Annotated in this window: 25 protein-coding genes and 1 pseudogene; 5 read left to right on the forward strand and 21 right to left on the reverse strand. The window is 51.1% G+C overall.

The features are described from left to right. Nucleotides 1-4: 4 nt before the first annotated feature. From NYE74_RS26180 to iolA, 9 genes and pseudogenes are all read right to left on the reverse strand, one after another. Nucleotides 5-1333, reverse strand: coding sequence for an MFS transporter (locus tag NYE74_RS26180; RefSeq protein WP_213509883.1), 1329 nt, complete (start codon nucleotides 1331-1333; stop codon nucleotides 5-7). A gap of 358 nt (nucleotides 1334-1691) precedes the next feature. Next, on the reverse strand, nucleotides 1692-2522 hold the full coding sequence (gene glpX / locus NYE74_RS26185) for a class II fructose-bisphosphatase (RefSeq protein WP_316560705.1): 831 nt from the start codon (nucleotides 2520-2522) through the stop codon (nucleotides 1692-1694). Between the two features lie 37 nt (nucleotides 2523-2559). Further along, entirely contained in the window at nucleotides 2560-3357 is a 798-nt protein-coding gene (locus NYE74_RS26190) for a pyruvate, water dikinase regulatory protein (RefSeq protein WP_316560704.1), read from the reverse strand. Nucleotides 3358-3384: 27 nt separating this feature from the next. Further along, nucleotides 3385-4026 (reverse strand): helix-turn-helix transcriptional regulator, encoded by a 642-nt coding sequence (locus tag NYE74_RS26195; RefSeq protein ID WP_036624503.1) that lies wholly within the window; start codon nucleotides 4024-4026, stop codon nucleotides 3385-3387. A gap of 191 nt (nucleotides 4027-4217) precedes the next feature. Further along, complete coding sequence (locus NYE74_RS26200) at nucleotides 4218-4988, reverse strand: inositol monophosphatase family protein (RefSeq protein WP_036624506.1); 771 nt, start codon at nucleotides 4986-4988, stop codon at nucleotides 4218-4220. A 19-nt stretch (nucleotides 4989-5007) separates the two neighbouring features. After that, nucleotides 5008-6344, reverse strand: a pseudogene (locus NYE74_RS26205) (gluconate:H+ symporter). A gap of 59 nt (nucleotides 6345-6403) precedes the next feature. Then, on the reverse strand, nucleotides 6404-7381 hold the full coding sequence (gene iolC / locus NYE74_RS26210) for a 5-dehydro-2-deoxygluconokinase (protein ID WP_316560702.1): 978 nt from the start codon (nucleotides 7379-7381) through the stop codon (nucleotides 6404-6406). A gap of 110 nt (nucleotides 7382-7491) precedes the next feature. Beyond that, nucleotides 7492-8352 carry a class II fructose-1,6-bisphosphate aldolase gene (fba, locus tag NYE74_RS26215; protein WP_316560701.1) on the reverse strand — a complete coding sequence of 287 codons (861 nt, stop codon included), beginning with the start codon at nucleotides 8350-8352 and terminating at the stop codon, nucleotides 7492-7494. Nucleotides 8353-8388: 36 nt separating this feature from the next. After that, complete coding sequence (gene iolA, locus NYE74_RS26220; RefSeq protein WP_155620464.1) at nucleotides 8389-9861, reverse strand: methylmalonate-semialdehyde dehydrogenase; 1473 nt, start codon at nucleotides 9859-9861, stop codon at nucleotides 8389-8391. 381 nt (nucleotides 9862-10242) lie between these two features. On the opposite strand from iolA, the gene NYE74_RS26225 reads away from it, so the two are divergent. After that, on the forward strand, nucleotides 10243-11160 hold the full coding sequence (locus NYE74_RS26225; protein WP_394373448.1) for an Rpn family recombination-promoting nuclease/putative transposase: 918 nt from the start codon (nucleotides 10243-10245) through the stop codon (nucleotides 11158-11160). A 128-nt stretch (nucleotides 11161-11288) separates the two neighbouring features. Here NYE74_RS26225 and NYE74_RS26230 read toward each other — a convergent pair whose 3' ends face one another. Next, nucleotides 11289-11507: a hypothetical protein gene (locus NYE74_RS26230; RefSeq protein WP_036624514.1), complete on the reverse strand. Its 219-nt coding sequence runs from the start codon at nucleotides 11505-11507 to the stop codon at nucleotides 11289-11291. Nucleotides 11508-11974: 467 nt separating this feature from the next. On the opposite strand from NYE74_RS26230, the gene NYE74_RS26235 reads away from it, so the two are divergent. The 3 genes from NYE74_RS26235 to rbsB are packed head-to-tail and all read left to right on the forward strand — an operon-like array spanning nucleotide 11975 to nucleotide 15324. Continuing rightward, nucleotides 11975-13462 (forward strand): sugar ABC transporter ATP-binding protein, encoded by a 1488-nt coding sequence (locus NYE74_RS26235; RefSeq protein WP_036624515.1) that lies wholly within the window; start codon nucleotides 11975-11977, stop codon nucleotides 13460-13462. After that, nucleotides 13459-14385 (forward strand): ABC transporter permease subunit, encoded by a 927-nt coding sequence (locus tag NYE74_RS26240; RefSeq protein ID WP_036624518.1) that lies wholly within the window; start codon nucleotides 13459-13461, stop codon nucleotides 14383-14385. Before NYE74_RS26235 ends, NYE74_RS26240 begins: the two co-directional genes overlap by 4 nt. A gap of 12 nt (nucleotides 14386-14397) precedes the next feature. Continuing rightward, complete coding sequence (gene rbsB, locus NYE74_RS26245; RefSeq protein ID WP_124331652.1) at nucleotides 14398-15324, forward strand: ribose ABC transporter substrate-binding protein RbsB; 927 nt, start codon at nucleotides 14398-14400, stop codon at nucleotides 15322-15324. A gap of 341 nt (nucleotides 15325-15665) precedes the next feature. Here rbsB and NYE74_RS26250 read toward each other — a convergent pair whose 3' ends face one another. The 10 genes from NYE74_RS26250 to NYE74_RS26295 all read right to left on the reverse strand — a co-directional run bounded on the left by NYE74_RS26250 (nucleotide 15666) and on the right by NYE74_RS26295 (nucleotide 24399). After that, nucleotides 15666-16874 carry an MFS transporter gene (locus NYE74_RS26250; RefSeq protein WP_341005286.1) on the reverse strand — a complete coding sequence of 403 codons (1209 nt, stop codon included), beginning with the start codon at nucleotides 16872-16874 and terminating at the stop codon, nucleotides 15666-15668. A gap of 147 nt (nucleotides 16875-17021) precedes the next feature. Then, nucleotides 17022-17606, reverse strand: coding sequence for a TetR/AcrR family transcriptional regulator (locus NYE74_RS26255; RefSeq protein WP_036624523.1), 585 nt, complete (start codon nucleotides 17604-17606; stop codon nucleotides 17022-17024). Between the two features lie 106 nt (nucleotides 17607-17712). Beyond that, nucleotides 17713-18126 carry a hypothetical protein gene (locus NYE74_RS26260; protein WP_036624525.1) on the reverse strand — a complete coding sequence of 138 codons (414 nt, stop codon included), beginning with the start codon at nucleotides 18124-18126 and terminating at the stop codon, nucleotides 17713-17715. Nucleotides 18127-18162: 36 nt separating this feature from the next. Beyond that, nucleotides 18163-18993: a sugar phosphate isomerase/epimerase family protein gene (locus NYE74_RS26265; protein ID WP_036624527.1), complete on the reverse strand. Its 831-nt coding sequence runs from the start codon at nucleotides 18991-18993 to the stop codon at nucleotides 18163-18165. Nucleotides 18994-19024: 31 nt separating this feature from the next. Further along, a complete protein-coding gene (locus NYE74_RS26270; protein WP_036624528.1) occupies nucleotides 19025-19453 on the reverse strand; it encodes a secondary thiamine-phosphate synthase enzyme YjbQ in 429 nt (142 codons plus the stop codon). Continuing rightward, nucleotides 19441-20322 (reverse strand): amidohydrolase family protein, encoded by an 882-nt coding sequence (locus NYE74_RS26275; protein WP_255310158.1) that lies wholly within the window; start codon nucleotides 20320-20322, stop codon nucleotides 19441-19443. Before NYE74_RS26275 ends, NYE74_RS26270 begins: the two co-directional genes overlap by 13 nt. Nucleotides 20323-20344: 22 nt before the next feature. Beyond that, complete coding sequence (gene frlD / locus NYE74_RS26280; RefSeq protein ID WP_036628520.1) at nucleotides 20345-21127, reverse strand: fructoselysine 6-kinase; 783 nt, start codon at nucleotides 21125-21127, stop codon at nucleotides 20345-20347. Between the two features lie 29 nt (nucleotides 21128-21156). Then, the gene (locus NYE74_RS26285; RefSeq protein WP_124331656.1) at nucleotides 21157-22473 is read right to left on the reverse strand and encodes an anaerobic C4-dicarboxylate transporter family protein; all 1317 of its coding nucleotides are present in this window, start codon (nucleotides 22471-22473) and stop codon (nucleotides 21157-21159) included. 82 nt (nucleotides 22474-22555) lie between these two features. Continuing rightward, the gene (locus NYE74_RS26290) at nucleotides 22556-23425 is read right to left on the reverse strand and encodes a fructoselysine 6-kinase (RefSeq protein WP_240752526.1); all 870 of its coding nucleotides are present in this window, start codon (nucleotides 23423-23425) and stop codon (nucleotides 22556-22558) included. Continuing rightward, entirely contained in the window at nucleotides 23425-24399 is a 975-nt protein-coding gene (locus NYE74_RS26295; protein ID WP_240752524.1) for an SIS domain-containing protein, read from the reverse strand. Before NYE74_RS26295 ends, NYE74_RS26290 begins: the two co-directional genes overlap by 1 nt. A gap of 275 nt (nucleotides 24400-24674) precedes the next feature. Here NYE74_RS26295 and NYE74_RS26300 point away from each other — a divergent pair, with 275 nt between their 5' ends. Then, nucleotides 24675-25385, forward strand: a complete 711-nt coding sequence (locus NYE74_RS26300; RefSeq protein ID WP_036624540.1) for a GntR family transcriptional regulator — start codon at nucleotides 24675-24677, stop codon at nucleotides 25383-25385. Nucleotides 25386-25388: 3 nt separating this feature from the next. Here the strand turns inward: NYE74_RS26300 and NYE74_RS26305 are convergent, their stop codons facing one another. Next, nucleotides 25389-26387, reverse strand: coding sequence for a hypothetical protein (locus NYE74_RS26305; RefSeq protein WP_124331657.1), 999 nt, complete (start codon nucleotides 26385-26387; stop codon nucleotides 25389-25391). Between the last annotated feature and the right edge of the window lie 17 nt (nucleotides 26388-26404).

Here is a 26404-nt window from a genome sequence, read left to right on the forward strand (position 1 = left end):
TAAGTTAAAATTCATTTTTGGGTTCAACAAGGTCAGCCGAAGAGCCTTTATTCGAAAATAGGGGCGGTTTTGGTTCTCCGTAAAGCTCCAGCTGAATCTCTTCCAATGATTTGCCGGAGGTGCTCGGAGCGAACAAGGTGCCGATCAGGAAGCTGATAAACACAAAAACCACCAGGATCGCGGCGACCGCCCGTATGCCAAAATCCGTGAGCAGCATCGGCACGAACACGCTCCATATGCCGAGCGTTATTCTCACCGCGAAAAACATAAAGCCTTGCGCGGACGCCCGCAGCGAAGTGGGGAACAATTCGCTGGACCACAGCTGGTAATTGGCTTGCTGGCCGGAGCCGTTGTTGATGCCCATCAAAATGATAAACAGTACAAGAATGGGGATTCCATCCACCGGAAGCAATAGCAGCGACCAGCCGGCAACGGCAAGCAACGCTGAAAACGCATACACTTTGCGGCGATGTTTATCCGCGAACACCATAAAAATCAAGGCCACCGCCAGACCCGTGAAGGTAAAATACCCCATTTGCAACAGATTGGCGGCCGTTGCCGAGACCCCGCCGACTTTCTGATAGATATACGGCATAAAGAAACCCATAACGCCGGCGGCCAAATTCCAGACTAGATACACACCCATCAAAAAAAGAATGCTGCGCAAAAATTTGCGCTGGAACAAATGCCTATACGTTTTCCTTTCAATCATCCCCTGCTTCTGGTGGACCTGCCGGCTTTTCCAGGCTTCCGATTCCGGCAAGCGCAGGCGCAGGATTAAGGTAATCAAAGAAATGACCAGCAAATGGGCGAAAACGATCCGGTTGCCGAGCAAGCCCATCCCCCCGAGCAGCACCGATAGAAGCATAACGATAACCGCTCCCAGCGCCCAGGCTACCTGAGCCATTCCGGCATGCCTGGCCCGTTTCTCCTTAGGGGCATTCTCGGCGATAATGGTCCAGGAAGCGGTAATGTCCGCTCCGACCGCGATGCCGGCGATAATGTAGCCGACAAGCAGCATCGGAAAATTAACCCCAAAAACAATGAGCAGGGTTCCAAGCGCATAAGCCACCATACTGGTTGTATAAATTTTCTTTCTTCCCACCTTATCCGCCAAATACCCGCCGATCAGCGCGCCGATGGCGGCCGAAATCGCGTTGGCGCTCATGGCCCCCAGCAATCCGATTTGGCTGTCATTCAATCCAAGATAATCTACCCATAAAGACAATCCGGCCGAACCGGCCACAATCGAACCGGCATCGATGTAGTTAGCCAAGGCGGCAACAATCGTTTTCTTCTGCTTGGACGGTTCTCTGCTTGCCAACGTATTCATGCGCTTCCTCCTCTTTTGGTTCTCTTCGTAATTTGCTTGTTTATGCCGCCTCCTTTCCCGAAGTTTTTGCGGAGATAAATTGCGATGATATTATGATAAACTCTTGATGATAATGTGATTACATGATAATATTAAAAGCGCTTACAATCAACTTATATTTTACATTTTTTCTTTTTATTCCACCTTTTGGGCACGAAATTATCATAATACCTTGTGTATCTAGCTATAACTTTTTGTTTTGATCATCTTTTGGTTAAAAAGTTTTAGTTCAATAGAAATATGCGCAAACTTAAAACGGCATGCGTTTGTCCAAGGACGACGCATGCCGTTTTAAGTTTGCTAATACTCTATGGAAGTGTTACAAGGAAGAAACCTGTTCCCAGGCGGGAATTTCCGCCGGAAACTGCTTTTTGGGAAGAAAGTGCATGCTCTTTATATAGCGGATCGTGCGGCTCTGCGCGCGCATGATGACGGAATGCGTCTCCGCATGATCGGAACCGATAAAGCGGACCCCGTTCAGAAATTCTCCGGTCGTCACGCCGGTGGCGGCGAACAAGACATCGCCGGAGCCAAGGTAAAGGTCAACGTCGTTGTCCGGCAGCGCGGCCGCAATGGCGCCGGCGACATCGCCATGAAGCAGCAGTTTGATCCGGACGCCGGCTTTCCGCAATTCGGAAATCAGGCCCGCATGGCGTTCCCGGTCAAGAACCATGACGGTCAGTTCGGAAAGCGATTTGCCCGTAATTTGGGAGGCTTTGTTCAAGGTGATGCCGACCGGATCCGTAATGCTCAATTTACCGGCCAGTTGCGGGCCGCAGGCCAGCTTCTCCATGTAAATGTCAGGGGCGTGCAGCAGGCTGCCTTTGTCGGCGACGGCGATGACGGCTTGCGCGTTGCTGAGACCCGCGGCCACCACTTCCGTGCCTTCGAGCGGATCAACGGCAACGTCCGCGGACGGTCCCAGGCCATTGCCTACCTTTTCCCCGATATAGAGCATAGGCGCTTCATCCATTTCCCCTTCGCCAATGACCACGGTTCCGTCGATCGAAACGGAATCGAACATGGAGCGGATCGCCGCGGTAGCAGCCTCGTCGGCCGCATTTTTATCGCCTCTGCCGACCCAGCGGGCGGCGGCCAGGGCGCCAAGTTCCGTCACCCTTACAATTTCCAGCGTCAGTTCTCGTTCCATACAAACTCCCCCCAATAGCGTTATAATTGGAATTTTTTTAAATATAACCCATGATGATGCCGGCCGTCTCTTCGATCGCTTTATCGGTAATGTCGATAACCGGACATTTGAGCCGGGAATATAGCGCCAGGGCGTAATCCGTTTCTTCCTGGATACGGGCCAGACTCGTGTATTGCGTGTCCAGCGGCAGGCCCAGCATTTTCAGCCGCTCCGAACGGATTTTGAGCATATGCTCCGGCTCCATCGTCAGGCCGATGAGGCGGCTCGAAGGCAGGCTCAGCAGATGCGGCGGCGGCCCCACCTCGGGAACGAGCGGATAGTTTACGACTTTTTTGCCGCGATGGGCCAGGAAGATGCTTAAAGGCGTCTTGGAGGTGCGCGATATGCCCATCACCACGATATCCGCCTCGAACATGGCTTCAAGATTCCGTCCGCCGTCGCTGGCCACCGTAAAATCGATGGCTTCTATACGCCGAAAATAATTTTCATTAAGCTGATGCAGCAGGCCGGGCCGTGCTCGCGGGGCATCGTCGAAAGTATCGATGAACGCCTGCATCATAGGGCCCATAATATCGACGATGCGCAGGTCGAGCCTGACGGCTTCCTCGCGAATCACTTCGCGGAGCTCTGGCTGCACCAGCGTATAGGCCACGAACCCTTTGTGGCGCGCGGCTTCTTCCAGCAGCTTCCGCAGCTCATCTTCATGCCGGATGTTGCCGTACCGCTTGATCTTGACTCGTTGATTCTCAAATTGATGTATGACGGCCTGCACTACCGCCTCGGCCGTATCTCCCAATGAATCCGAGCAGATCGTGATCAAATGTGATGTTTCCATGCTCTCTCGATTCCTCCTGTTTCCCTATCAATGGTTCTCTTTGTCAAGAAGCAGCTTTAAGATCGAAGTTTTCGTCAAACGGCCAACCACCGTAAGCCTTGCGCCGCTCTCTTCCTCGTTAGCCGGAACGACAACCGGCAGGCTGTCTACCTCGTGCAAAATCATTTTTTGCGCCGCGTCGAGCACCGTATCTTCGGGAAATACCGTAACCACCTTGGGTTGGCGTGTCATGACCATGCTGACCGGCATGGACGCGGCGCCAGGGTTGCCGAGCGTAACCTTAAGAAAATCTTTGCGCGAGGCAACCCCGGCGAGCTTGCCGTCGTCATCGCAAACGAAAAGCGTGCCCACGTCCTGCAGAAAAAGCGTAACGACGGCATCTTGTATGGTGGTGATTTCCCGGATAATGATCGGCATGCCCTGAATATCTTTGACTTTGCTATTTTGCAGCAGGTAACCGTTGCGCAGATCGGAAGAAGCTTTGCCTCCCGGGAAGTAACCGACCTTTGGCTTTGCGTTGATATAATCGAGCATAACCAGCAGCGACAGGTCCGAGCGGATCGTAGGTTTGCTTAAGTGCAAGCTTTCAGCAATCTGTTCTCCGCTGATCGGTGCGTTTTTTTGGACGATATCGATAATTTGCAGTTGACGGGCTGTCAGTTCGATCACGGTTTACCTCCACTTCATAAGCGAACTTGCACACTTTTTTAAGCGTAAATCGGATATATAATCAGCATTTATGTTTGAATAATACACAATATTTCAAGCTAAATCAATATATAGAACGTACTATATTTAATTTTTTTTAAAATAAAAAGACCTCCTAGCCGAATAGGCCAACAGGTCTCCACCGGTGCAAATTATTGTTCATTCAACATTCGTATAGCGCTTTCATATGCGCGCGGTGTAGCGAATGCTCCCTGAATCGATTCCAGCCATCCCAGCGGTTCGCCTTTAATGGTAGAACAACGAATCCCCGCGGTTTCGCACAAAATTCTCCCGGCCGCGTAATCCCAAGGTGCCAGCTTGGAAACGTACACCGACTGTTTTCCCAATAAAAGCTGAATAAATTCCGTACCCGCACAGCTCTGTATCCGGACCCCGCAGCTTCCCCAGGCCAGCGCCTTGACGTTGGAAACATTGTCGGCAAACATCTGCCAGTTAATAGCTACCAAGCTGTCCTTTAATTCGTGATCCTGCAATGGCGGCAGTGGCTGACCGTTATAATATACGCCGGTTTCCGGCCCGCCCCAAACGAGCCGGCTGCGCATTACATCATAAATGAAACCGCATTTGCCGATGCCATCTTCCACAACAGCGATCATGACCGCAAAATTTTCTTTCTGTTTGATGAAGTTCATCGTTCCGTCAATGGGGTCCAGTATCCATACACGGCCGGCCAGATCCTCCACCCGGTCCCCCGTGCCTTCCTCGCCCAGGATACGGTCGCCGGGGTAGAACTCCCTGATATTGCGGACCAGAAACTGTTCGATCCGCCGGTCCATATCGGTCACCAAATCAAGGGCCCCGGTCTTCTGGGATATTTCTCTTTCTTCCTGAAGCGAGTCGCGCAGCATTTGCGCCGCCTCCTCGAGCCAGCCCAACACCCGTTCAACATCCAGGCCGTTCATCGTTTGCTCCTCCTTACCTTTACAAAATCGCGCCCAAGGCCAACACGCAGAGCAGTCCCGTCACCGAAAGCACCGTTGTCAGCGTAGTCCACGTACCAAAGGTCTCCTTCAGCGTTAGTCCAAAATACTCCTTGATCATCCAGAACCCGGCATCGTTCACATGGCAGGCGATTACGCTGCCCGCTCCCGTAGCCAGCACCATCAGCGCCGGATTCACATCTCCGCCTGCGATCAGCGGCGTCACCAGACCCGCTGTCGTCAGCGCGGCCACCGTGGCGGAGCCGAGGCACAATCGCAAAATCGCCGCGATCATCCAGGCGACAAGCAGCGGGGACAGATTCGTTGCCGAGAACAATTGGGATACGTAATCGCCGATCCCGCCGTCGACCAGCACCTGCTTAAAGGCTCCGCCGCCGCCGATTACGAGCAGCATCATGGAGATTTGCGAGATAGCGCTTACCAAAGTATTGCTGATTTGCTTCATCGCGATCCCTCTGGCTATACCCATAGTATACATGGCCACCAGCAAAGAGATAAGCATCGCGGTGCCGGGCGTTCCGATAAAATTCAGCACTTTGAGCACGGCCGAATCTTCGGGCATCACCATTTTGGCGGCCGCGGCAACACCCATAAAAATCACGGGAAGCATGGAAGTCAGCACGCTGATGCCGAAACCGGGGGTTTCGCTAAGCACAAAGCTTTTTTGATCGCCGCCGACAACGGAAGCGTCCGTTTCCCGCTCGTACACGCGGGGATACACTTTCATCAGCACTTTGTTGAACAAGGGTCCGGCCACAATCGTCGTCGGAATGGCGATGATCATGCCGTACAACAGAACCTGTCCCAAATCCGCTCCATAAGCTGCCGAGATAGCGGTCGGCGCCGGATGCGGCGGCAGAAAGCCGTGGGTTACGTTCAGCGCGGCGGCCATCGGAATGCCGAGATACAGGAACGGCATCTTTAATTCTTTCGCGATGACGAAAACAATCGGGATCAAGAGCACCAGACCCACTTCGAAGAACAGGCGATTCCGACGATAAATGAAGCCACCACGACCGCCCACTGAATCCGTTTACGGCCAAACTTGTCGATTAGCGTAATAGCGATTCGGTAACCGCCGCCAGCGTCGGATACCAGCCGGCCGAGCATGGCGCCGAAACCGAACACCAGCGCCAAATGCCCCAGCTGGCCGCCGATTCCGCTTTCAATGGTGGTTACGATGGTCGTCGGATCCATACCGAGCAGCAGTGCCACGACAAACGCGGTAATCGTAAGCGATACAAACGTATTCAGCTTTGCTTTCATAATCAGAACAAGCAGCAGCGCAACCCCAAAGCAAACAATCAATATCGGCATAAACTAACTTCCCCCGCTTCAATTATAAAGTAAACACTAGATGTTAATCTCCAGCAAATTTATTGGCTTTGCGCGGCAATGAGCTGCTCGATTTCGGCCACCGTCGGCATCGCTTCCGATGAACTGTGCTTGCTGACGACGATGGCAGCCGAAGCGCTTGCGTATTTCAAGGCTTCAGCAATCTCTTTTCCGCTCATTAAGGCATACAGGAAAGCGGCCGCATAGGAATCGCCGGCTCCGAACGTTTTGAGCACTTTGGATTTATAAGCTAATCCCCTGTGCACCTTGCCGTCCCGGGTATAAGCGTAGGAACCCTGCACGCCGTGTTTGATAACCACCAGCCCCGGGCGATAACGGAACAATCGCGCAACGGTCGCCTCGTTAGTTCCGCCTTCTTTTCCTTCAAGCACATCAAATTCGTCCCGGGTTCCGATCACGACATCCGATTGCTCGGCAATCGCCGAATAATAAATCGACGTTTCCTGCGGAGACTTCCAGGTGTAGCCCCGATAATCCAATTCGAAGATGACTTTGGTATCGTTGTCCCGGGCAATTGAAACCGCTTTAAAAACGGCTTCGCGCGATGGGCTGGCGGCCAGCGCCGTACCGGAGATCAGCAACGCCGAAGCGGCGGCAATATATTCTTCCTCGATCTCATCCGGCCGCAAAAACAGATCGGCGACATTTTCACGGTACATCAGAATGCTGCATTCCTCCGGACTTTTAATCTCCGTAAAAGCCAGGCCCGCCTTGCGTCCTTCCGTGTCGTCAATCATACAGGAGACATCGACGCCGCTCTTCTTCATGGAATGCCGGATAAAGCGGCCGTGCTGGTCGGCGGGAACTTTGCCGATAAATCCGACTTGCAAGCCGAGTTTGGCCGCGCCGATCGCGATGTTGGCGGGCGATCCGCCCACATATTTCGAGAAGGTCAACGTTTCTTCCATCGGCCGGTTATATTCTACCGCGTTTAAATCAATGCAAGCTCTCCCCAATGTGATGAGATCAAATTTTCGTTGTTTTTCGTTTTGCAGCATTGCTATCTCTCCCTACTTGAATCAGTTTGCCTGCACGCCTGGCCTCTCGGCGCAAAGGTCGCAGGCCAGGCGTACAGGAATTTATAATTTGGTAATCCGCTAGCCGATGCTTACCGCGATGCTTTTCCCGCGGAACCGAACTCCCGGATTTTGCCTCTGACAACTTCCTTGATCGCCTCTGTTCCCGGCGACAAAATCGCACGCGGATCGTACAGGCCGGCATCGGCGTCAAGCGTCCGGCGGAGCGCCGACGCCCAGGCCTGAAGGCATTCCGTGTTGACATTGATTTTGGCATGGCCCAAAGCGATAGCGCGCCGAATCTGATGTGCGGGAATGCCCGAAGCGCCGTGCAGTACCAGCGGAATCCCGACAAGCCCGGAGATCCGCTCCATTTCCGCGAAGCCCAGTACCGGCTCTCCCCGGTAAGGGCCATGGACGGAACCGAGCGCCGCGGCGAGCGCATCGATCCCCGTTTCCTTGACCAGCGCGGCGCATTCTCCAGGGTCCGCATACCGAATCCCGCCGATCAAACCGTCTTCCATCCCGCCGACCGTGCCGACCTCCGCTTCAACCGACACTCCGCGGGGGTGCGCGTAGTTCACGACCTCGCCGGTCATCGCTATATTCCGCTCGATCGGATCATGGGAACCGTCGATCATCACGGAGTTGAAGCCGGCGTCAACGGCCTTTTTGCAATTCTCCGGCGTTTTCCCGTGATCCAGATGAAGCGCCACCGGAACGGTGATCGCCATCGCTTTGACAAGCTCCTCCACCATCACCGCGATCACTTTATAGCCGCCCAAAAAGGGCACCAGCCGGTCCGAAGCGGCCAGGATGACGGGAGAACGCTCTTCTTCAGCGGCCTGCAAGATGGCCTGCGCCCACTGCAGGCCGTTCAGATTGAACTGTCCGACCGCATATTGCTCCGCCTTGGCTTTTTGAAGCATTTCTTTGAATGATACCAGCGTCAATGGCCCCTTACCTCCCAACTGTCCTGAACATGATGATTATTCAAAAGCCGGCGCTGCATATCGGGCGGTCACGACCTTCTTATGCGTGTAGAAGTCCACGCTGTCTTTGCCGTTGGCGTGCAGCGTGCCGAAGAAGGAGGATTTCCAGCCCGAGAACGGGAAGAAGGCCATCGGCGCAGGTACGCCCAGGTTTACGCCCAGCATTCCGGCATCGATGTTTTCCCGGAAATACCGGATGGCGGACGCATTGGAGGTAAAAATGCAGGCTCCATTGGCGAATTCCGACCGGTTGGCGATTTCCACCGCCTCCTTGAGGTTTTTCACGCGGATTACGGACAGCACCGGCGCAAAAATTTCCTCCTTCCAAATCGTCATCTCCGTCGTTACATTTTCAAAGATCGTCGGCCCGACAAAATAACCTTGATCCGGCGTGTTTTCCCGTCCGTCGCAGATGAGCGAAGCTCCCTCTTCCAGACCTTTTTCGATATATTGCAGGGTCCGCCGTTTATTCTCTTCCCGGATCACCGGGCCGAGAAACACCCCGTCGTCCAAACCGTTGCCGATTTTAACGCTCTGCGCCTTTTCCTTAAGAAGGGCGATGAACTCATCGGCGATCCCTTCTTCCACAGTGACCACGGCGCAGGCCATGCAGCGTTCTCCGGCCGAGCCGAAAGCGGCGCTGATTACATTGGTCACCGTGTCCTCCAGATTCGCATCGTTTAGGACAATGGTATGATTTTTGGCTCCGGTTAACGCCTGCACCCGCTTCAGGTTTTGGCTGCCGCGCTTGAACACGTATTCGCCGACCGGCTTCGAACCGACGAACGAAACCGCCTTGACCTCCGGATGATCGAGAATACCGTTTACGACATCGTGGGCTCCGTATACGACGTTGAACACACCTTTAGGCAATCCGGCCTCCTCGAACAGCTCCGCCAGCCGTCTGGTCAGCAGCGGCGTACGCTCCGACGGCTTCAATATAAAGGTGTTGCCGAGCGCGATCGCCATCGGAAACATCCAGCAGGGCACCATCATCGGAAAGTTGAAGGGCGCGATTCCTCCTACCACGCCAAGCGGATAGCGGTAATTTACAGCTTCTACATCCGTGGCGATGCTGGCCAGCGAATCGCCCATCATCAACGTCGGTGCTCCGGCGGCAAATTCTACGTTTTCGATGCCGCGCCCCACTTCGCCCAAAGCCTCGGTCAGGTTTTTGCCATTTTCAATCGTGATCAGCTTGGCCAGTTCCTCCTTGTGCCGGGTCAATAGTTGCTGATAATTGAACAGAATTCGAGCCCGGCGAGGTACGGCCACTTTCTGCCAACTTTTAAAAGCCTCGGCCGCGACTTCAACCGCATGATCAATTTCTTCTTTCGTCGATAAAGGGACACGGGCGATAACCTGGTTAGTCGCCGGGTTGTACACGTCTTCATAACGGTCGGTAGCGCTCTCCACCCATTCGCCATTAATATAATTTTTTAAGATCTCCACTTCTGACACTTGCGTCATCATAGCATCCTCCCAATTTCAAAAATTCCAATCTTCAATCAAGTTTTTGATAACAGTTGATCAACTTATGGTCATATATTATTATTTAAACCGTTTTCAGTCAATGGTAAATACAAAAATTTCGCTTATATTAAAAAAAATTAACATTCCTCTTGCCTTTATTATTTTATGTTTCAAATTATTGGGTGAGTGTTGGTAATGTTTAGGTGGATAAACTGTTTAGCTCTGTTTCAGGTTGCAGCATTCATAATAATCGGGTATACTCTAACCATAATTTAACTGGCGTGAAGCACATGCCGCTTTAATACGAGCCTTCGTTTGGCTGCCGTATTGGAGCGGCTTTTTGTTTGCATGAACTTAAAGTGTGATAAAATAAAAGAAATGGAGTTGAATGTCAAATTGACGACTGAACTTCTTGATCCACGGAATGATTTCGTTTTTAAGCGGATTTTTGGCAGTGAAGACAACAAAGATGTGCTGCTGGCTTTCTTAAATCGAACATTTATGGAATCTGGCGAGCCGCCGCTCACGGAGATCGTCCTTTTGAATCCCTATACGGATAAGGACGCTCCGCTCGACAAACAGTCGATCTTCGATATCTGGGCCAAAACTACGGAAGGCAAACTTATCAACGTGGAGATGCAGCTATTCAATAAATACGACATTGAGAAACGGACGCTCTATTATTGGAGCAAACGCTACTCCAGCCAGTTGCAGGAAGGACAATCCTACAAGCAACTGAAAAAATGCGTGACGATCAATATTTTGAATTTCACGGTCATTGCCAACGAGCGGTATCATAATGTCTATCATTTACGGGAAGATCATACGAGAGTTAAGCTATGTGATGACATTGAAATGCACGTCATAGAATTATCCAAGCTGGATGATCGATCGATTCCGGTGGAGGGCGGTTTGGTAAATTGGCTGCTTTTTTTGAAGAGTGCGGACAAAACGAACTGGGAGGCGCTGAAGATGAATGAACCAAGCTTGAAGAAAGCGATGGATACGCTGGAGTTTTTGAGTCTCGATCGGGAAGCCCGCCGCAAGTACGAGGAGCGCCAGAAATATTTGCATGACCAGGCGTCCATGATTGAGTGGGCAACGGAACAAGGTATGGCTAGAGGTATGGAGAAGGGAATCGAGAAGGGCATTGAGAAAGGCATGGCCCAGGGAGAACAAAAGAAAGCCATGGAAATTGCCAAGAACATGCTGGCCATGGGCATTGAGGTTTCCGTTATCGTGAAAGCGAGCGGACTAACGAAGGATGAGGTTGAATCTTTAAAGTCCGCTCAATAATTCGCAAAATCAGCGTCTTGCCTTTTTGAATAAAGGCAAGACGTTAGTTTTTTTAAATATCCAAAAGTATGAACCTCGGAGCGTTAGCTTCTTGATATTACAAAACTCGCTTCGGCAGCACCGCTATACTAAGCCCATTCATTCCGCGTGGCAATGGACACATAATCTTTCAATAAATTTTCAGGAACGGTTTTAATCAATTCCTCCACCGTCCAGGGACCCTCGTTTTTCTTGATCTCGCCAGCCGGTTCAGGATCCGAGTAAAGGGCTACTCGTCCGTTGGCCGTGATCGAAAACACCGCGCCGCTGATGAAGGCCGCCAACGAACACCATTGTAACGGCTGCATTTATGACGTCTTCATCCTCAATAAACCTCTTCGGTTCCACGTATTGGCAATGATCGATTTAATAGGCTCGATATCCTCGCTTCTAACGTCTCTGATATCCAGGTTCATTTTGACTCCTCCCTTTTAATTGATCAGCTTACACATGGAGTTTAATGTCTCCCCTAAAGGGGAGAGTCAAGTATTTTGGTCGAATCGCTTCCCATTCTTTAGAATATCGTCACCTTGTACCCATAATCATCTTCACAAGTGTTTAGTTCACGTTTATATATTATTTAATGTTATTCCACTCTAAAAATTCATTTTTTTAGCTAAAAAGGTTATAAACAACGCTTTTTTCTTGTTCTAGGACAGCATATAACAACATATTCATGGTTTCAGGAGGAGGAGAACAACACTTATGAATTAAGTTTTTTAAGTGCATCCAACTAAACTATCTTCAGAATGAAAGCGGCGAGAGGTGAACATGGTTGCATATTAGAATGAAAGACATTCATAAATCATTCGGAGCGAGTCGCGTGCTGGCCGGCGTGGATTTTGAGCTGCTCGAAGGTGAAGTTCATGCGCTGATGGGGGAAAACGGGGCCGGCAAATCCACGCTGATGAACATCTTAACCGGCATCCATACGCGGGACGATGGGGTTATCCTCATTGACGGAAAAGAAGTCTCCTTTACCCATCCGCGTGAAGCGGAGGATAACGGAATCGTGTTTATTCACCAGGAACTGAATATCTGGCCGGAAATGACCGTACTGGAAAACCTGTTTGTCGGCAAGGAGGAAACTAACGGTTGGGGATTTTTAAATCAGAAGAAAATGAAAGCGCTAGCAGAAGAGCAAATGAGCAAACTCTCCCTCTCGCTTCCTCTGGATCAGGCTGCCGTAAAGTGTTCGGTTGGACAGCAGCAAATGATCGAAATTTGCAAAGCGCTGATGACGAAAGCCAAGGTGATGATTATGGACGAACCGACGGCTGCGCTCACGGAAAAAGAAACCCGGAAATTATTCGAGATCATCGGAGCGCTCAAACGGGAAGGTGTGTCTATCGTCTACATATCGCACCGGATGGAAGAAATTTTTGAAATTGGCGACCGCATTACGGTAATGCGTGACGGCATCAGCGTCGACACGAAGCCAATTTCCGAGACCTGCTTTGACGAAGTCGTGCGAAAAATGGTTGGACGCGAATTGACCGACCGTTTTCCTAAACGCCGCACTACGCCCGGTCCGGTCGTCCTGGAAGTGAAAAACGCCTCCAGAAACGGGGTTTTTCATGGAGTCCATTTTGCCGTGCGATCCGGTGAAATCCTCGGCATCTCGGGTTTGATGGGCGCCGGGCGAACGGAAATCATGCGGGCTCTATACGGTCTTGACAGGCTCGACACCGGCGAAATCCTTCTGAAACATCAGGCTGTGCACATTAAAAATCCGTCCGACGCGGTCAAGCAGGGAATCGGATTTATTACCGAAAACCGTAAAGAAGAAGGCCTTGTTCTGGAGTTTTCCGTCAGGGAAAACATGGTTCTTCCCAGCCTGTCCAGCCTTAACCGCAACGGATTGATCGACAAGAACAAAGAGAAATCCTTTGTCGAGACGCTAATAACCCGGCTGCAAATCAAAACGGAATCGCTCGAAACCCCGGTAAGAAATCTCTCCGGAGGAAACCAGCAGAAGGTGGTTATTGCCAAATGGATCGGCATCGGCCCCGGGGTGCTGATCCTCGACGAGCCGACAAGAGGTGTGGACGTCGGGGCCAAACGCGAGATTTACCAGCTTATGAACGAGCTGACAGAGAGAGGCGTAGCCATTATTATGGTCTCTTCGGAACTCCCGGAAATCCTCGGGATGAGCGACAGAATCCTCGTGATCCATGAAGGGCGAATCGCCGGAGAATTGGCAGGTTCGGAGGCCACGCAGGAGAAAATTATGAGCTTGGCCACAGGGGGGAATGAAATATGAACATAGCCATGCAGAAGCTTGGTCCGATGCTGGGACTGATCATTCTTGTTATCGTTGTTGCCGTCTTGAACCCGGCTTTTTTAGAGCCGCTTAACATTTTAAATTTGCTGCGCCAGGTAGCCATCAATGCCTTGATCGCTTTCGGTATGACCCTCGTCATCCTGACGGGCGGCATCGATCTTTCGGTCGGCTCGACGCTGGCGCTTTCCAGCGCAATCATGGCCGGTATGATCGTCGGTGGCGTAAACCCTATAATCGCCATCGGAGCCTCCTGTTTACTCGGGGCCGGACTCGGAGCCGTGAACGGCGCGTTCATTACGAAAGGCAAAATGGCGCCGTTTATCGTCACCTTAGCCACCATGACGATTTACCGCGGGCTTACCATGGTCTTTACGGAAGGTAATCCGATCACGAGCCTCGGCGACAGTTTGACGTTTCAAATGTTCGGGCGCGGTTATTTTCTGGGGATCCCCGTTCCGGCCATCACCATGGCGATCATGTTCGCTTTGCTCTGGGTGCTGCTGAACAAAACGTCGTTCGGACGCAAAACCTATGCCATCGGCGGCAACGAAAAAGCGTCCATTATCTCTGGAATTAAGGTCCAGCGCATCAAAATCATGGTCTACTCTTTAACGGGCTTTTTGGCGGCGTTATCCGGAGCCATTCTTACCTCCAGGCTCGATTCGGCCCAGCCGACCGCCGGCAGCTCCTACGAACTTGATGCCATTGCAGCGGTTGTTCTCGGCGGCACCAGTTTGTCCGGCGGACGCGGCCGCATTGTCGGAACCCTGGTTGGCGCCCTGATTATCGGCACCCTGAATAACGGGTTAAATTTGCTTGGCGTCTCCTCGTTTTATCAAGCGGTCGTCAAAGGCATCGTCATTCTTGTCGCGGTTCTGATGGACCGAAAGAAATCCGTGTAGGGGGATACGAAATTGAGAAAAATTCCTTATCTTCTGATAACCGCCTTGATCACGCTGCTGCTCTCCGGCTGCTCGCTGGAGCCGCCCTCCTGGGCCAAAACTGGCGGCAAGAAGGACTTAAATCATGTCAAGCTCGGACTTTCCATGTCCACCTTGAACAACCCCTTCTTCGTCTACTTAAAGGATATGGTCGTGCAGGAGGCTGACAAACAAGGATTTGAAGTTATTGTTGTGGATGCCCAAAACGACCCGGCCAAACAAAACAACGACGTCGATGATCTGCTCCAAAAAGGCGTCAACGCTTTGCTGATCAATCCCACCGATTCCTCCGCCATTTCGGCGGCGGTCCAAAACGCCAACGCCATCGGCATTCCGGTGATCACCATCGACCGCTCGGCGGACAAGGGCGAGGTCGCCTCACTGATCGCTTCCGACAACGTAGGCGGAGGCAAAATGGCGGCACAGTACATCATCGATTCGCTGGGTGAGGGGGCGGTCGTCGCCGAGCTGGAAGGCATACCGGGAACATCGGCCGCCCGGGAACGCGGCGAAGGCTTTCATTCCCTCGCGGACAGCAAGCTTAATGTCGTTGTCAAGCAGGCAGCCGATTTTGACCGCACCAAAGGCCTTAACGTCATGGAAAATCTGCTTCAGGCTAACCCCAATATCCAGGCGGTATTCGCGCAAAACGACGAAATGGCACTAGGGGCGGTCGAAGCGGTTGCCAGCTCCGGTAAAAATATCGTGGTTATCGGCTTCGACGGAAGCGCGGACGCGCTTAGAGCGATCAAGGAGGGCAAACTTTCCGCTACAATCGCGCAGCAATTCGACCTGATCGGGCAGAAAGCGGTACAAACCGCAGCCGATATACTCCGCGGCAAGCCCGTGGAAAAATATGTACCGGTCGCGATCAAACTGGTAACGAAAGACAATCAGTAACTGAAAACCACCAGAGAATGTTAGCTTTGGCGGACATTTGAGGTGAAGGGAGTGTCCTGGGGCTCTTGCCGAATTAGCGGTAATTTATGTCGCTATATTGGCGGCTCTCCCCCTTGCCCGCCAAATAGCGGAACTTTTGGGTCCTATTTTGTTAGCAAGGTGGGAAAACGGCCCTTTTCGCCCCCGCTCGCCAGTAATAGCGGTAAAAAATTCCTCTATTGGGGCTGAATTCACTTCTTTTCCGGCAATAGGGCCCTTTTTTACCGCTATTTCCTAGCCTCCGCAGCCTCCGCACGAAGAACTCATCCAGCCGCGTTCAGCTCTGTTGTAAGAAAGAACGTTCAGCCGCGCACCCCCCTTTTTTCCGTGAAAAAATACAGCATCGCGAGGGCCGGAAACAGAACGCCCACCCACAGCGCCGCCTGCCAGCCGCCCATGGCGTAAGCCCATCCCCCGACCGCGGAACCGATGGCTCCGCCGGCAAAAAAGATCGCCATATAGAGACCGTTCAGCCGGCTGCGGACCTCCGCTCCCAAAGCGAAGATGGCGCGCTGTCCGAGTACCATGTTGGCGGACACGCCCATGTCTAGCAGAATGGCGGCAGCCACCAGGATAACAATAGAGAGAATCGAACCGCCGGCGAACAGCATCGGCAACAGTCCGGAAAGAATCACCAGCACGATGGACAATCCGGTGGCCGCACGGATCAGGCCCTTATCCGCCAGACGCCCCGCGATAGGCGCCGCCGCCGCGCCGGATACCCCCGCCAAAGCGAACAGGGCAACCCCTGTTGAAGAAAAGTGAAACACCGGACTCGTTAAAACGAGCGGAACCGTGGTCCAGAACAGGCTGAACATGCCGAACAAAAACGCGTGATAAAGTGCCCGGCGCCGCAGAATCGGCGTCGTCTTCAGCAACTGCAGCATCGATGAGAGGATCGCCGGATAGTTGACGGTGGTTTGCGGGCGTCTTGCCGGAAGTACCTTGGCCAGAACAAGAGACAGCACCAAAAGCATGGCAGAGGATAAAATAAAGATCGCGTGCCAGCCGAAGTAATTTTCCACCAAACTCGAAACCGGACGGGCCAGCATGATCCCCAATAGCAGACCGCTCATGACGTTGCCTACATTACGTCCCCTCGTTTCCTCGGGAGATAGATGAGCCGCGTAGGGAACCAGAACCTGGGCCGCCACGGACCCGACGCCGATCAACAGGGAAGCGGCCAGAAACAGGGCCGCGTTTCGGACTTCGGCGGCGATGATCAACACGATGGCTGTCAAAATCAGCAGCGTAACCACCAACTTGCGGTTCTCCAGCAGATCCCCCAAGGGAACGATAAATAACAAACCGATCCCGTAGCCGATTTGGGTCAGCGTGACGATCAAACCCGCGGCTCCCGAAGACAACCCTACGGCCGAACTGATCGATTCCACCAATGGTTGCGTGTAATAAAGATTGGCTGCGATCAGACCGCAGGCCACAGCAAGAATCAGCGTGATCCATGACGAAGCGGTATTTTCCTCCGGCTTACTTTTTGCGATGACATTCATGAAAAACACTCCTTTTTATTAGTTATAATGCAGAAATACTGGAATATTCGTTCCAATATGAGAACAAGTTGCCCATTCCCCTATGTACACGTAAATTGGCCCGATTTTCAGGAACAATCATTCCGGTATTCCGAAAAAAAAATAGCTTTACAGCATCTCCAAAACCGCGTTCATCATATCGCGGACTTTAGCGCTGTCGCTTTGGACCTTGGCCATCACGTTGATGCTGTGGTTGAGATTCAGCAGCAGGTACGCGAACATTTTAATATCTTTATCGGGGGCAATTTCTCCCGCCTCTTGCCCTTTCTTTAAGGTCTCGTAAAACAGCCGCTCCAATTCCGTAAATCTGTGGCGAATCGTATTCTGCAATGGCTCATCCAAGGCTTCCACACCAATCGATGCGTTCGTAATCAGACATCCGTTTGGATAAGCTTCGCCGTGCGCGGCAAATGCGTTCGTGATATGCAGCTCAAAATACTGGCGGATTCCGTCGATCGCAGAAGGGGCATGGATCATCAGATCGCGTTTTTTTTGCGACATCTTTTTGTAACATTGGATGGCCTCGTAATAAAGCGTTTGTTTATCCTGAAACGTTTCGTACAAACTGGATCGGCTTAGTCCCATAGATTCCAGCAAATCCGGGATGCTTGTTCCCTCATATCCCTTTTCCCAAAAAACGATCATCGCTTTGCGCAGCACTTGCTCCCGGTCAAATTCTTTAATCCGTCCCAAAGGTACTTCCTCCTTTCCAACACAAGTATAAATTAATCGGAACGAATAGTCCAGTATTTTTTGAAAAAAGCCAATTCCTTCCGCAGGAATCGGCTTTTTGCCTTTCTTACTTATTCAATATTTCAGACGCTCTTTTTCTCACAAAAGCCAGCTCGGACTCGCTCATTTCGCAGTATTCGCTGTTTTCATTCGTGGTGTTGGCGTCTTGAACATACGTCATTACCGTATCCTTTTGCATGATCGTGTAAAACCAGGTGTCCTGCGGAATATTGTAGACCTTCCCCGGTTCCATCTCGATCAATTCAATATCGAACTTGCCGTCCTTCCGGTCCGCCGCCAGCAGGATCGCTTTGCCCTTCACCAAGATGAATTGTTCATCGGTTTCGCGATGGACTTCCAGGCGATAAATGCCCTCGATATCGTTATCCGGTTTCCAGTTTTTGATGCACACCAGCCATTTCTCGTTTTTGTACACGCATTGGATGCCTTCGCCTTCATGAATGAATATATCCGCCTTCATCGGTTTACCATTCCTTTCGCATTTCGCAGATGGGTATTAGGATAAGTGCTTTTCGAACCACGCGAGCGAATCCCGCATCGCTTTTTCCGGGTCCAAAATATATCTTCGATCAAGCAATTCCAGCCCGAGATATCCCTTATAATCGATATCGTTCAGCGCCTTTAACGCCTCCGCCATATCCAGCCGGCCTTCTCCGGGAACCAGATGCCCTCCGGGATTACCGTCCACAAAATGGACATGGTTTAAATTATCTCCAAGTTCCTTGATGAAGTCGTGAATGGTGTCCTTGCCTGTCGTGGCCATCACATCCGTATCCGCCAACCCTTTCAAATACGGGCTTCCGACCTCTTTGATCATCTTGGAAATATGCTCGGCCCGGTTAAACACGTGCGTGGAAAAGCTGGTAAACGCCTCCACGGGAAGGTAAACTCCTTCTTTTTCCGCAGTTTTGCTGATTTCACTTAAGGATTCCCGGCACCATTTCCATGCTTCCGTCTCGTCGGCGTCCAGGTAGGCGATCCCCGTGGTCACCAGCACTCGGTCGCATTCCAAAAGCGAAGCGGCTTCAATATGGCGGCGAAAAAACTCCACGCTGTGCTTGCGGTACTCCGGATCGGGATGGCTGATGCTGACCGGATAGACGTACTGCTCGGGGGTCAGGCAGATGACCTTTAACCCGCGTGCTTTTATTTTTTGCTGCAAATTTTTGACGTCTTGAAGCGAAAAATAGTCCAAATGGAAATGCGGTCCCGATGCCCATAATTCAATATTGCGGAACCCCAACCGTGCGGCGGAACTCAAGAAATACTCCAGGGAATACCTTTTATAATGATAGTTTGCGGCAGCCACTTGCGAGATTTGTATCATATTAACCAGATTCCTCCTTTACTTGTGACAGCTACTCTCCGATAACCTGAATGTAAACTTTCCTGCTCTTCGGACCGTCGAATTCGGCCAAATACACATCCTGGGCGTCGCCCGCCACCAGCTTCCCATCCTGCACAACGAACATGCAGCTGTTGCCGGAAATCATCGACTTGAGATGCGAGGGAGAATTGCTGCCCGTTGCGCCGTACGACGGCAGGAAATGCGCATGAGCGTATGGCCAATCCTTGGGCGCCAAACGTTCCAGCAATTCCTCGATATCCGTCTCCACGCATTCCAGTCCTTCGTTGACCATAATGCCGGTAGTCGTATGCGCCGAGATAACAGCCGCCAGACCGTTGACTACGCCGCATTGTTCCACGAAACTTTGAATCTCGCTCGTAATTTTGATCATCTGAAATTCGGCCGTTGACCTGAGCACAAGCGTTTTTAATTTAACCAAGGCCGCTCATTCCTCCTCTCTCCCAGAAAAACCTCAGCGTTGCCGCTCAGAATCTTCTGCAATGTCTTTGGCCGGAACTCCAGCGCCTTAAGCGCCGGCAAAAGCCGCTTCGCCTTGAATCGGGGCGTGTTGGTGCCGAACATGACCTTGTCTCTCAGATTGCGCTCTATCCAGAGCGGACCCATGTTCACTTTGAAAATCTGCGTATAGAAGTCAAGGGCATTATCCATATGGAGCAATGACGTGTCCGTGAACACATTCGGATATTTCAGCAGCAGCATCACCGTCTCTTGAATCCATGGCCAGCCGAAATGCGCCAGGCATATGCGGAGCTCGGGATACGCGATCGCCACTTCCTCGAAACGCAGCGGGTGCGAATATACGGCCGGAGCGTCTGGCTCCCAGCTCATCCCCGCGTGGAACATGATCGGTTTGTCGTATTTCACGCAAATCTCGTAGAGCGGCTTCAGCCTGTCATCATCGGGGTAAAATTTCTGCTTTGAAGGATGAAGCTTCAGGCCGCTCAGCTTCAGATGGACAAACGCATACTCCAGCGCCTCTGCCGCATCCTCGCGATACGGATCCACGCTGGCAAAACCGATAAACCGGTCCGGCGCAAGATCGACCAGCGTTCGCACCTCTTCATTCGCGACAATCCAGCCGCCGCTTCTGGTCGTCAGATCTAGCGGGAGCAGCACGGAGCGCGTTACGCCAATGTAGTCCATCTCCTGAAGCACCGACTCGACCGGAGTTGGCGACTGTTTGAATATGCCGAACTCCCGTTTTCGATATTCCAACGTCTCTTTGTCCCCGCAAATTGCCTTGTGGAAAATTGGATGTGTGTGCACATCAATAATCAAAGAAAGCACCTCTTCTCTGGTCTGTACTGTTTCAGTAGGGTTCGAATTTGGTGACCACCCCGGCTGCCGTTCGAGCGCCATGATTCAACGATTCCGCAATCGACCAGCCTTGCAGTTCGCCGTACATGAAGCCGGCACAGAAGGAATCTCCCGCCCCGACCGTGTTGACAACCTCCACAGGCACGATCTGACCGCGATACAACGTCTTGCCGTCATAAGCCAGACTGCCGCGCTCCCCTAACGTCGCGATGACGATACGCGGCCCCAACGCCTGCGCCCATGCGATGAACTCCGTTATATACGCGTCCTCCTCCGTATAGGAGAAGAATGCGTAGTCCACATCCGGCAAAATCGGCCCGGCAATATCCTTCTTCGTTCGCGTGGAGAAATCAAACACAATGGAGACGCCCCGCTCCCGGAAATAAGGCAGTTCCCGCTCGATTCTGCCGGACAGGTTGGTGTGGAGCGCATCGTGCTCCGCAATAAATCGCCGGTCATCCTCATTCAAGGCGAAATGCGCCATCACGCCTTCGATTTTTTCCTTGTGCACGCGATCGTTCCCATTCAGCTCCATCTTGAAAACCGCCGTACTGCCCTGCCGCACGCTAAGATGGGATACATCGATCTTCTCTGTTTTCAGCATATCGATCATCATGTCGCCGTAAGCATCCGTCCCGACCACACTAACCAAGGAAGCCTGAACTCCCATTCTGCGCATATGAATAACAAAATCGACACTATTCCCGGTTGGATACATCCTGTTCAATTGATCATAAACATCCATGCAGCTGAATCCAACTCCCGCTATTCGCACGCCCTCGGTTCCCCTTTCTTTGTTCAAGGTTATAATAAAGCGCTTCCAAGCAAGGTAGCTACGATGACGGAGATCACGGTATTAATTAATCCCGGTATCATGAAACTGTGATTTAATACAAATTTACCGATTTTGGTCGTTCCCGCGGTATCGAAAGAAATAGCGGCAAGGCACTGCGACGCGACCGGCAAAAAGTAGTTGGCATTAACGGCCATCCACGCTCCGATGACGATATAAGGAGGCAAATCCAGCGCGATGGCGATCGGGACCATAATCAATGTCGTGGCCCCTTGGCTCGTCGTCAAAGCGGCGACGACAAACATGATCACCGCAAGCGTCCAGGGATGACTATTTACGATGGTGGCGACATGATCCTGAATGAAAGCGGTTTGTCCGTTGATGAAGGTGCTGCTCATCCAAGCCAGCCCAAAAGCGCACACCATCGCCAGCGCACCCGCCCTAAATATCGGGCCGTTAAGAATCGTTTCAATCGCCGGACGGCCAAAGATAATGATGAGCGTAGCGCAAACCAGCATAATGATTTCAATCGTATTCGGCAAGGACAAAAGCGTAGTTTCGCCACCCTGCACCCAGGACGGACGCAGGTTGGTAAACAGGCCCATGACGACAATCGCCAGAACGCCCAGCAAAAAGAGCACAACCGAGGCTTTCGCGCCCTTGGTAACTGCTTGTTTCTCAGCATTTTGCTCCGGTTTGGCGATTAATCCTTCCGCCAGCCTCCGCAAATATTCCGGATCCTCCTCCAGCTCTTTGCCCTTGCGCATCGTCAATACAGCGCTTGCAACAACCCCCAAAAGGGTAGCCGGTATGGCAATCGTCAAGATGGTTCCCAAACCGATGCCAAGCGGGGCCATAAATCCGATCATCGCGGCGGTGGCCGCCGATACCGGCGAGCAGGTGATCGCCTGCTGGGAGGCGATGATACTGTTTGAAATCGGTCTTTCCGGTCTGATTTTATTATCGATGGCCAGTTCATTGATAATCGGCAATAAACTATAGACGACATGTCCCGTCCCCGATAAAAACGTAAACAACCAGGAGATAATCGGAGCTATGATCGTAATATTTTTAGGCGACTTACTTAGCATTTTTTCCGCAAGATGAACAAGAAAATTAAGCCCGCCCGAAGACTGCAGCGCGGAGGCCGCCAAAACGACCGCTAAAATAATCAGCATGACATCGATGGGAGGAGCCGCCGGCTGGACGTGGAAGATAAAAACAAAGATCGCCACGCCCACGCCGCCGAGCAAGCCCATAAATACATCGCCTTTTCTGGCGCCAAAGAAGATGAGCAAAATGATGATGATCAGCTGAAACCAAAACATGAAGGTTCGCCCTCCTTATGGTAGTCTGAATACGCTTACAAATTGCCGATTTATGGTGTCTCTTTGTGAGTCGGAGGGCCCTTTATACGATTGCCGTGCCATGGCCAAATGCCCCGTTGATCCGGCAAATCTTCGCGGCAAATGCGGCTCCCTGCTCCATGCTTGCTTTGATTCTGCCCAGCATTTCCACATCCGGACCCGAGAAAATGTTGCCGTCTTTCGAGCTGCGGATCATCCCGATAAGAAAGGCGGTTAAATAAGAATCGCCCGCTCCCATCGTGTCCACCGTTTCCGTCAATACGGCCGGCTGGTATATCCACTGATCTTTATACAGCGCGTATGAGCCGTTTTCCCCCACCGTTCCGATCACTATTTTGGAGCCGAGCGTTTGGGCTTTGCGCATCTCTCTTTCTCGTTCGCTTTCCGTTAAATGGCTGCAGGAAAGAAAGGATATGTCCGCGTACCGGCATACTTGCTCCAAATATTCGTCATTCCAACGCACCGAAAAGTCAAAGGAGATCGGTACATGGCTTGTTTTTAAAATCGCCAGATCCTGCTCGATATAGCTGTTTAGACTGGTGTGAATCACGGAAAATTGTTTAATGTAATCCAGATCGTCTTCCGTAAAATCCCATGCCTTTTCCTTGGCGATCCCGCCTTTGTTCGAACCGAGAAATACACGGTCGCCGTTTTCCAGCGTAACCCGCGCATATCCGTTTTCCCCTTCAAAATTCCGGCAATGACTATGCTCGATCTTCAATTCGTCCATCACCCGCTGGATATAATGGGCGACTTGATCGTTGCCGAATTTACCCAAATAAGACGCTTCCATTTCACACATTCTGGCATAAGCGCAGAAGTTCAAGGCGTTTCCACCAGGGTACATCAAACCCTGGTGGACATACTTGTCTACTACGTTGTCGCCGATGCCGATAACCTTATATTTTTCCATTAGTATTCAACCTTCCACATATATCTGCGGGTTGTAAGCGGATGCTCTCTTTCCACCGCCAAAGCTTGATTGTAAACCGGATAAACGTTATTAAACAGGGAATGGTTGAAGTAATCAACCACGGAGCTGTCGATGGTGGACAAGCCCAGGTCCTTGGCGTCCAATACTTCCACTCGCTTGGCATAACGGTTCAGGAAGTTCAGCGCTCTTTCATCCAGCGGCCGGGTGCTTCCTTCGGAAATCTGGATGACGAACGGAATCTCCGCATCCGTAATCTCAAACGGTCCGTGGAAGAATTCGCCCGAATGGATGCTCGAGGAGTTGATCCACTGCATTTCCATAAAGATACATATGCTTTCCATATAAGCGGCCCCGTAACCGGCTCCGCTGGCCATGGTGTAAATGACGTTATCGTCCTTGTGATTTTTGGCGAACGCCAGGGCGCGTTTGGCCACGTGTTTGCAAGCGTTTTTAACAATGTGATCGATTTTGGCTACCCCATCGAGGAATTGATTATAATGCTCGTATCCCTCAGTCTGATTCAAGGCCTCTACCGCCGTCAACAGGGCTTTAATGGTTTTTTCTCCAGCGATATCCTTGCCTTCGCCAAAGGTGTATTTCACCACATAGTCGGCGTGCTCCGTAATCGGCGAATCCGTGATCCAGGTTAACGCAATGACCGGAACGCCCGCCTTTTTGCCGATCTCGGCCGCTTTCACCGTCTCCGGCGTATTGCCTTTATGCGAAGCTACGACCAGTACCGAATTTTCGCCAAATGCTTTAGGCGTGTTGTGCACAAACTCGTTGCTGTTATACAAGCCTACTTTAATGTCTTTGGCTTCTTTCTCCAGAAAAGTTTTGGCTGGATAAAAAGCGCCATAAGAACCGCCGCAAGCTACATAATAAACCTGCTTAATACCTCCGACTTCTTGTTTTCCCGCCACAATTTCTCCAATAATTTGTTTTATATCCATTGTCTTCTCCTTGTATGATACATTTAGTTTTTTTTCATTCCTCACCGGTGTTTTGTATTGGAATGTCTTGATGAAATAATAACACATGGTAATACATTAGGCAATAGCCATCGGTTAAATAAATTGAATTAAAAAGGGGCCAAATAAAGGCAGGCGGGTGAAATATTCCTACAAATACGCAGGTTTATAGGCTGTTCACAGCTTGTACATATTGTTATAATAGAGAGGTACAGAAATAAAACAATATAATACAAAGTTTTTTGGAGGGTAATACCATGGTCGATCATTCGGAAACCGCGCCATTATATAAACAGCTGCAAGATAAAATTTTGGACTCCATCCATAACGGCACGCTGAAGCCGGGGGACAAACTCCCGACGGAATTGGAACTCAGCGAAACCAACAACGTGAGCCGGGTCACGGTCCGCGCCGCTCTCGATTCGCTTACTTCTGACGGGTATTTGGTGCGAATCCCGGGGAAAGGCACCTTTATTACGAAAGAGAAGATCAAGAAAAACGTCACGGAGACGATAGGATTCAGCGATACTTGCAGACTGCAAAACAAAGTCCCTGGGGCAAAAGTGATCAAGTGCGTGATTGAAGAGGCTACCGCTGCGGACCAGGAGCATTTGGGTCTAAAACCCGGGGATAAAATCATTAACATCGAAAGAATCAGATATGCCGACGATGTCCCTGTATCTGTGGAATATACCCGGCTTCCTTCCTCCTTTTCGTTTTTGCTGCAGGAGGATTTGAATCATAAATCACTGTACGAAATTTTAAGAAACAAACACAAAATTACATTTGGCATATCCCGAAAATATATCGTGATGGAATACGCCTCCTTCGATGTGGCCACCTACTTAAATATCGAAGAAGGCCATCCTCTGCTGTGTATCCGAAGTACGGTCAGCAGCACGGACGGCCAGAAGATCCATCGTTCCAAACAATTGATCTTGGGGGATAGATTTGAGTTGATTGTTTGATGATTAATTATCGTATTTATTCACTTTAAAATAGTAAAAAGAGCCTTTGGAGTTGAACATGCCGGTTACGGTTGGGGCACCCTTTTTGGAAAAAATCAAGGTATCGATTCTATTTTCCGCTCTTTTGACGCTGTATCCGCTTAGGTCCAGATCCATAATCGCTTTCGCATCTTTGATGGCCGTTTTGAGCAGTGTATTCGTTTTAAAAGACTGCAGCTTTTTGTCGACGGCATCGCCTTTCGCTTTGCTTGTGACTTCGAAAAGCTTGTCCGACAATGCCTGTAGATTCACTTCCGTCCGTTGCAGGGTGCCCTCTTCAATATGGATCCATACGTTTCCTTTATTCGTGGTATACAAAAAATTGTAAACCGGCGGCTGCCCCGCTCTTAGGGTTACCCCCTCCAATGTGCGTGTCTTCTTGACAAGTCCGCCGCAACTTGCCAACGTTTGCTCCGCCGTTTTTAGGACGTTGGCGGGGATATCCTTATCCTGCACCTGCCGGAGCGCATGGTTCACCTTTCCGTCCACCATAAAAATCGTTGCCTTTGGATTGGACGCCCGAAGGGAAAGCTTACCGCCCATATAATGCAAATTGACGTTTTCCAACGGTTCGCCGGTTTCCGGGAAAATCTCGCTCCACGCTTGGTCCAACTGCTTTTTTAACTGCTCATTACGGAGTTCCTTGTACCTTATATCGATGTATAAAACATCAACCGTACCTTTCGAATTTACAATAATTTGATCGGTTTTGCTTTTTTGCAAAGTGAACATATACGATCCGTCATCGCCCTTGAGGGCGGTGCCGAAGGGGTAAGTATTTCCCGTATATTCTTGGAGTTTGGCTTGCGCAGCCTCGGCTGCCTTTGGGTCAACATCGGCCGGATCAATCGCTTGAACGCCCTCCGGTGGCGCGCTCGCAGCCTGCACGGTGACATTGGAGATTGGGCCGGTCATTAGACTCGCCAATAGCATTACACTTAGGATTTGAAATATTTTTTTCATTTTAACGTTTCCTTCTT

Origin of the sequence: Paenibacillus sp. FSL P4-0127 (genome assembly GCF_038007325.1) — a bacterium.
GTDB lineage: Bacteria > Bacillota > Bacilli > Paenibacillales > Paenibacillaceae > Fontibacillus > Fontibacillus macerans.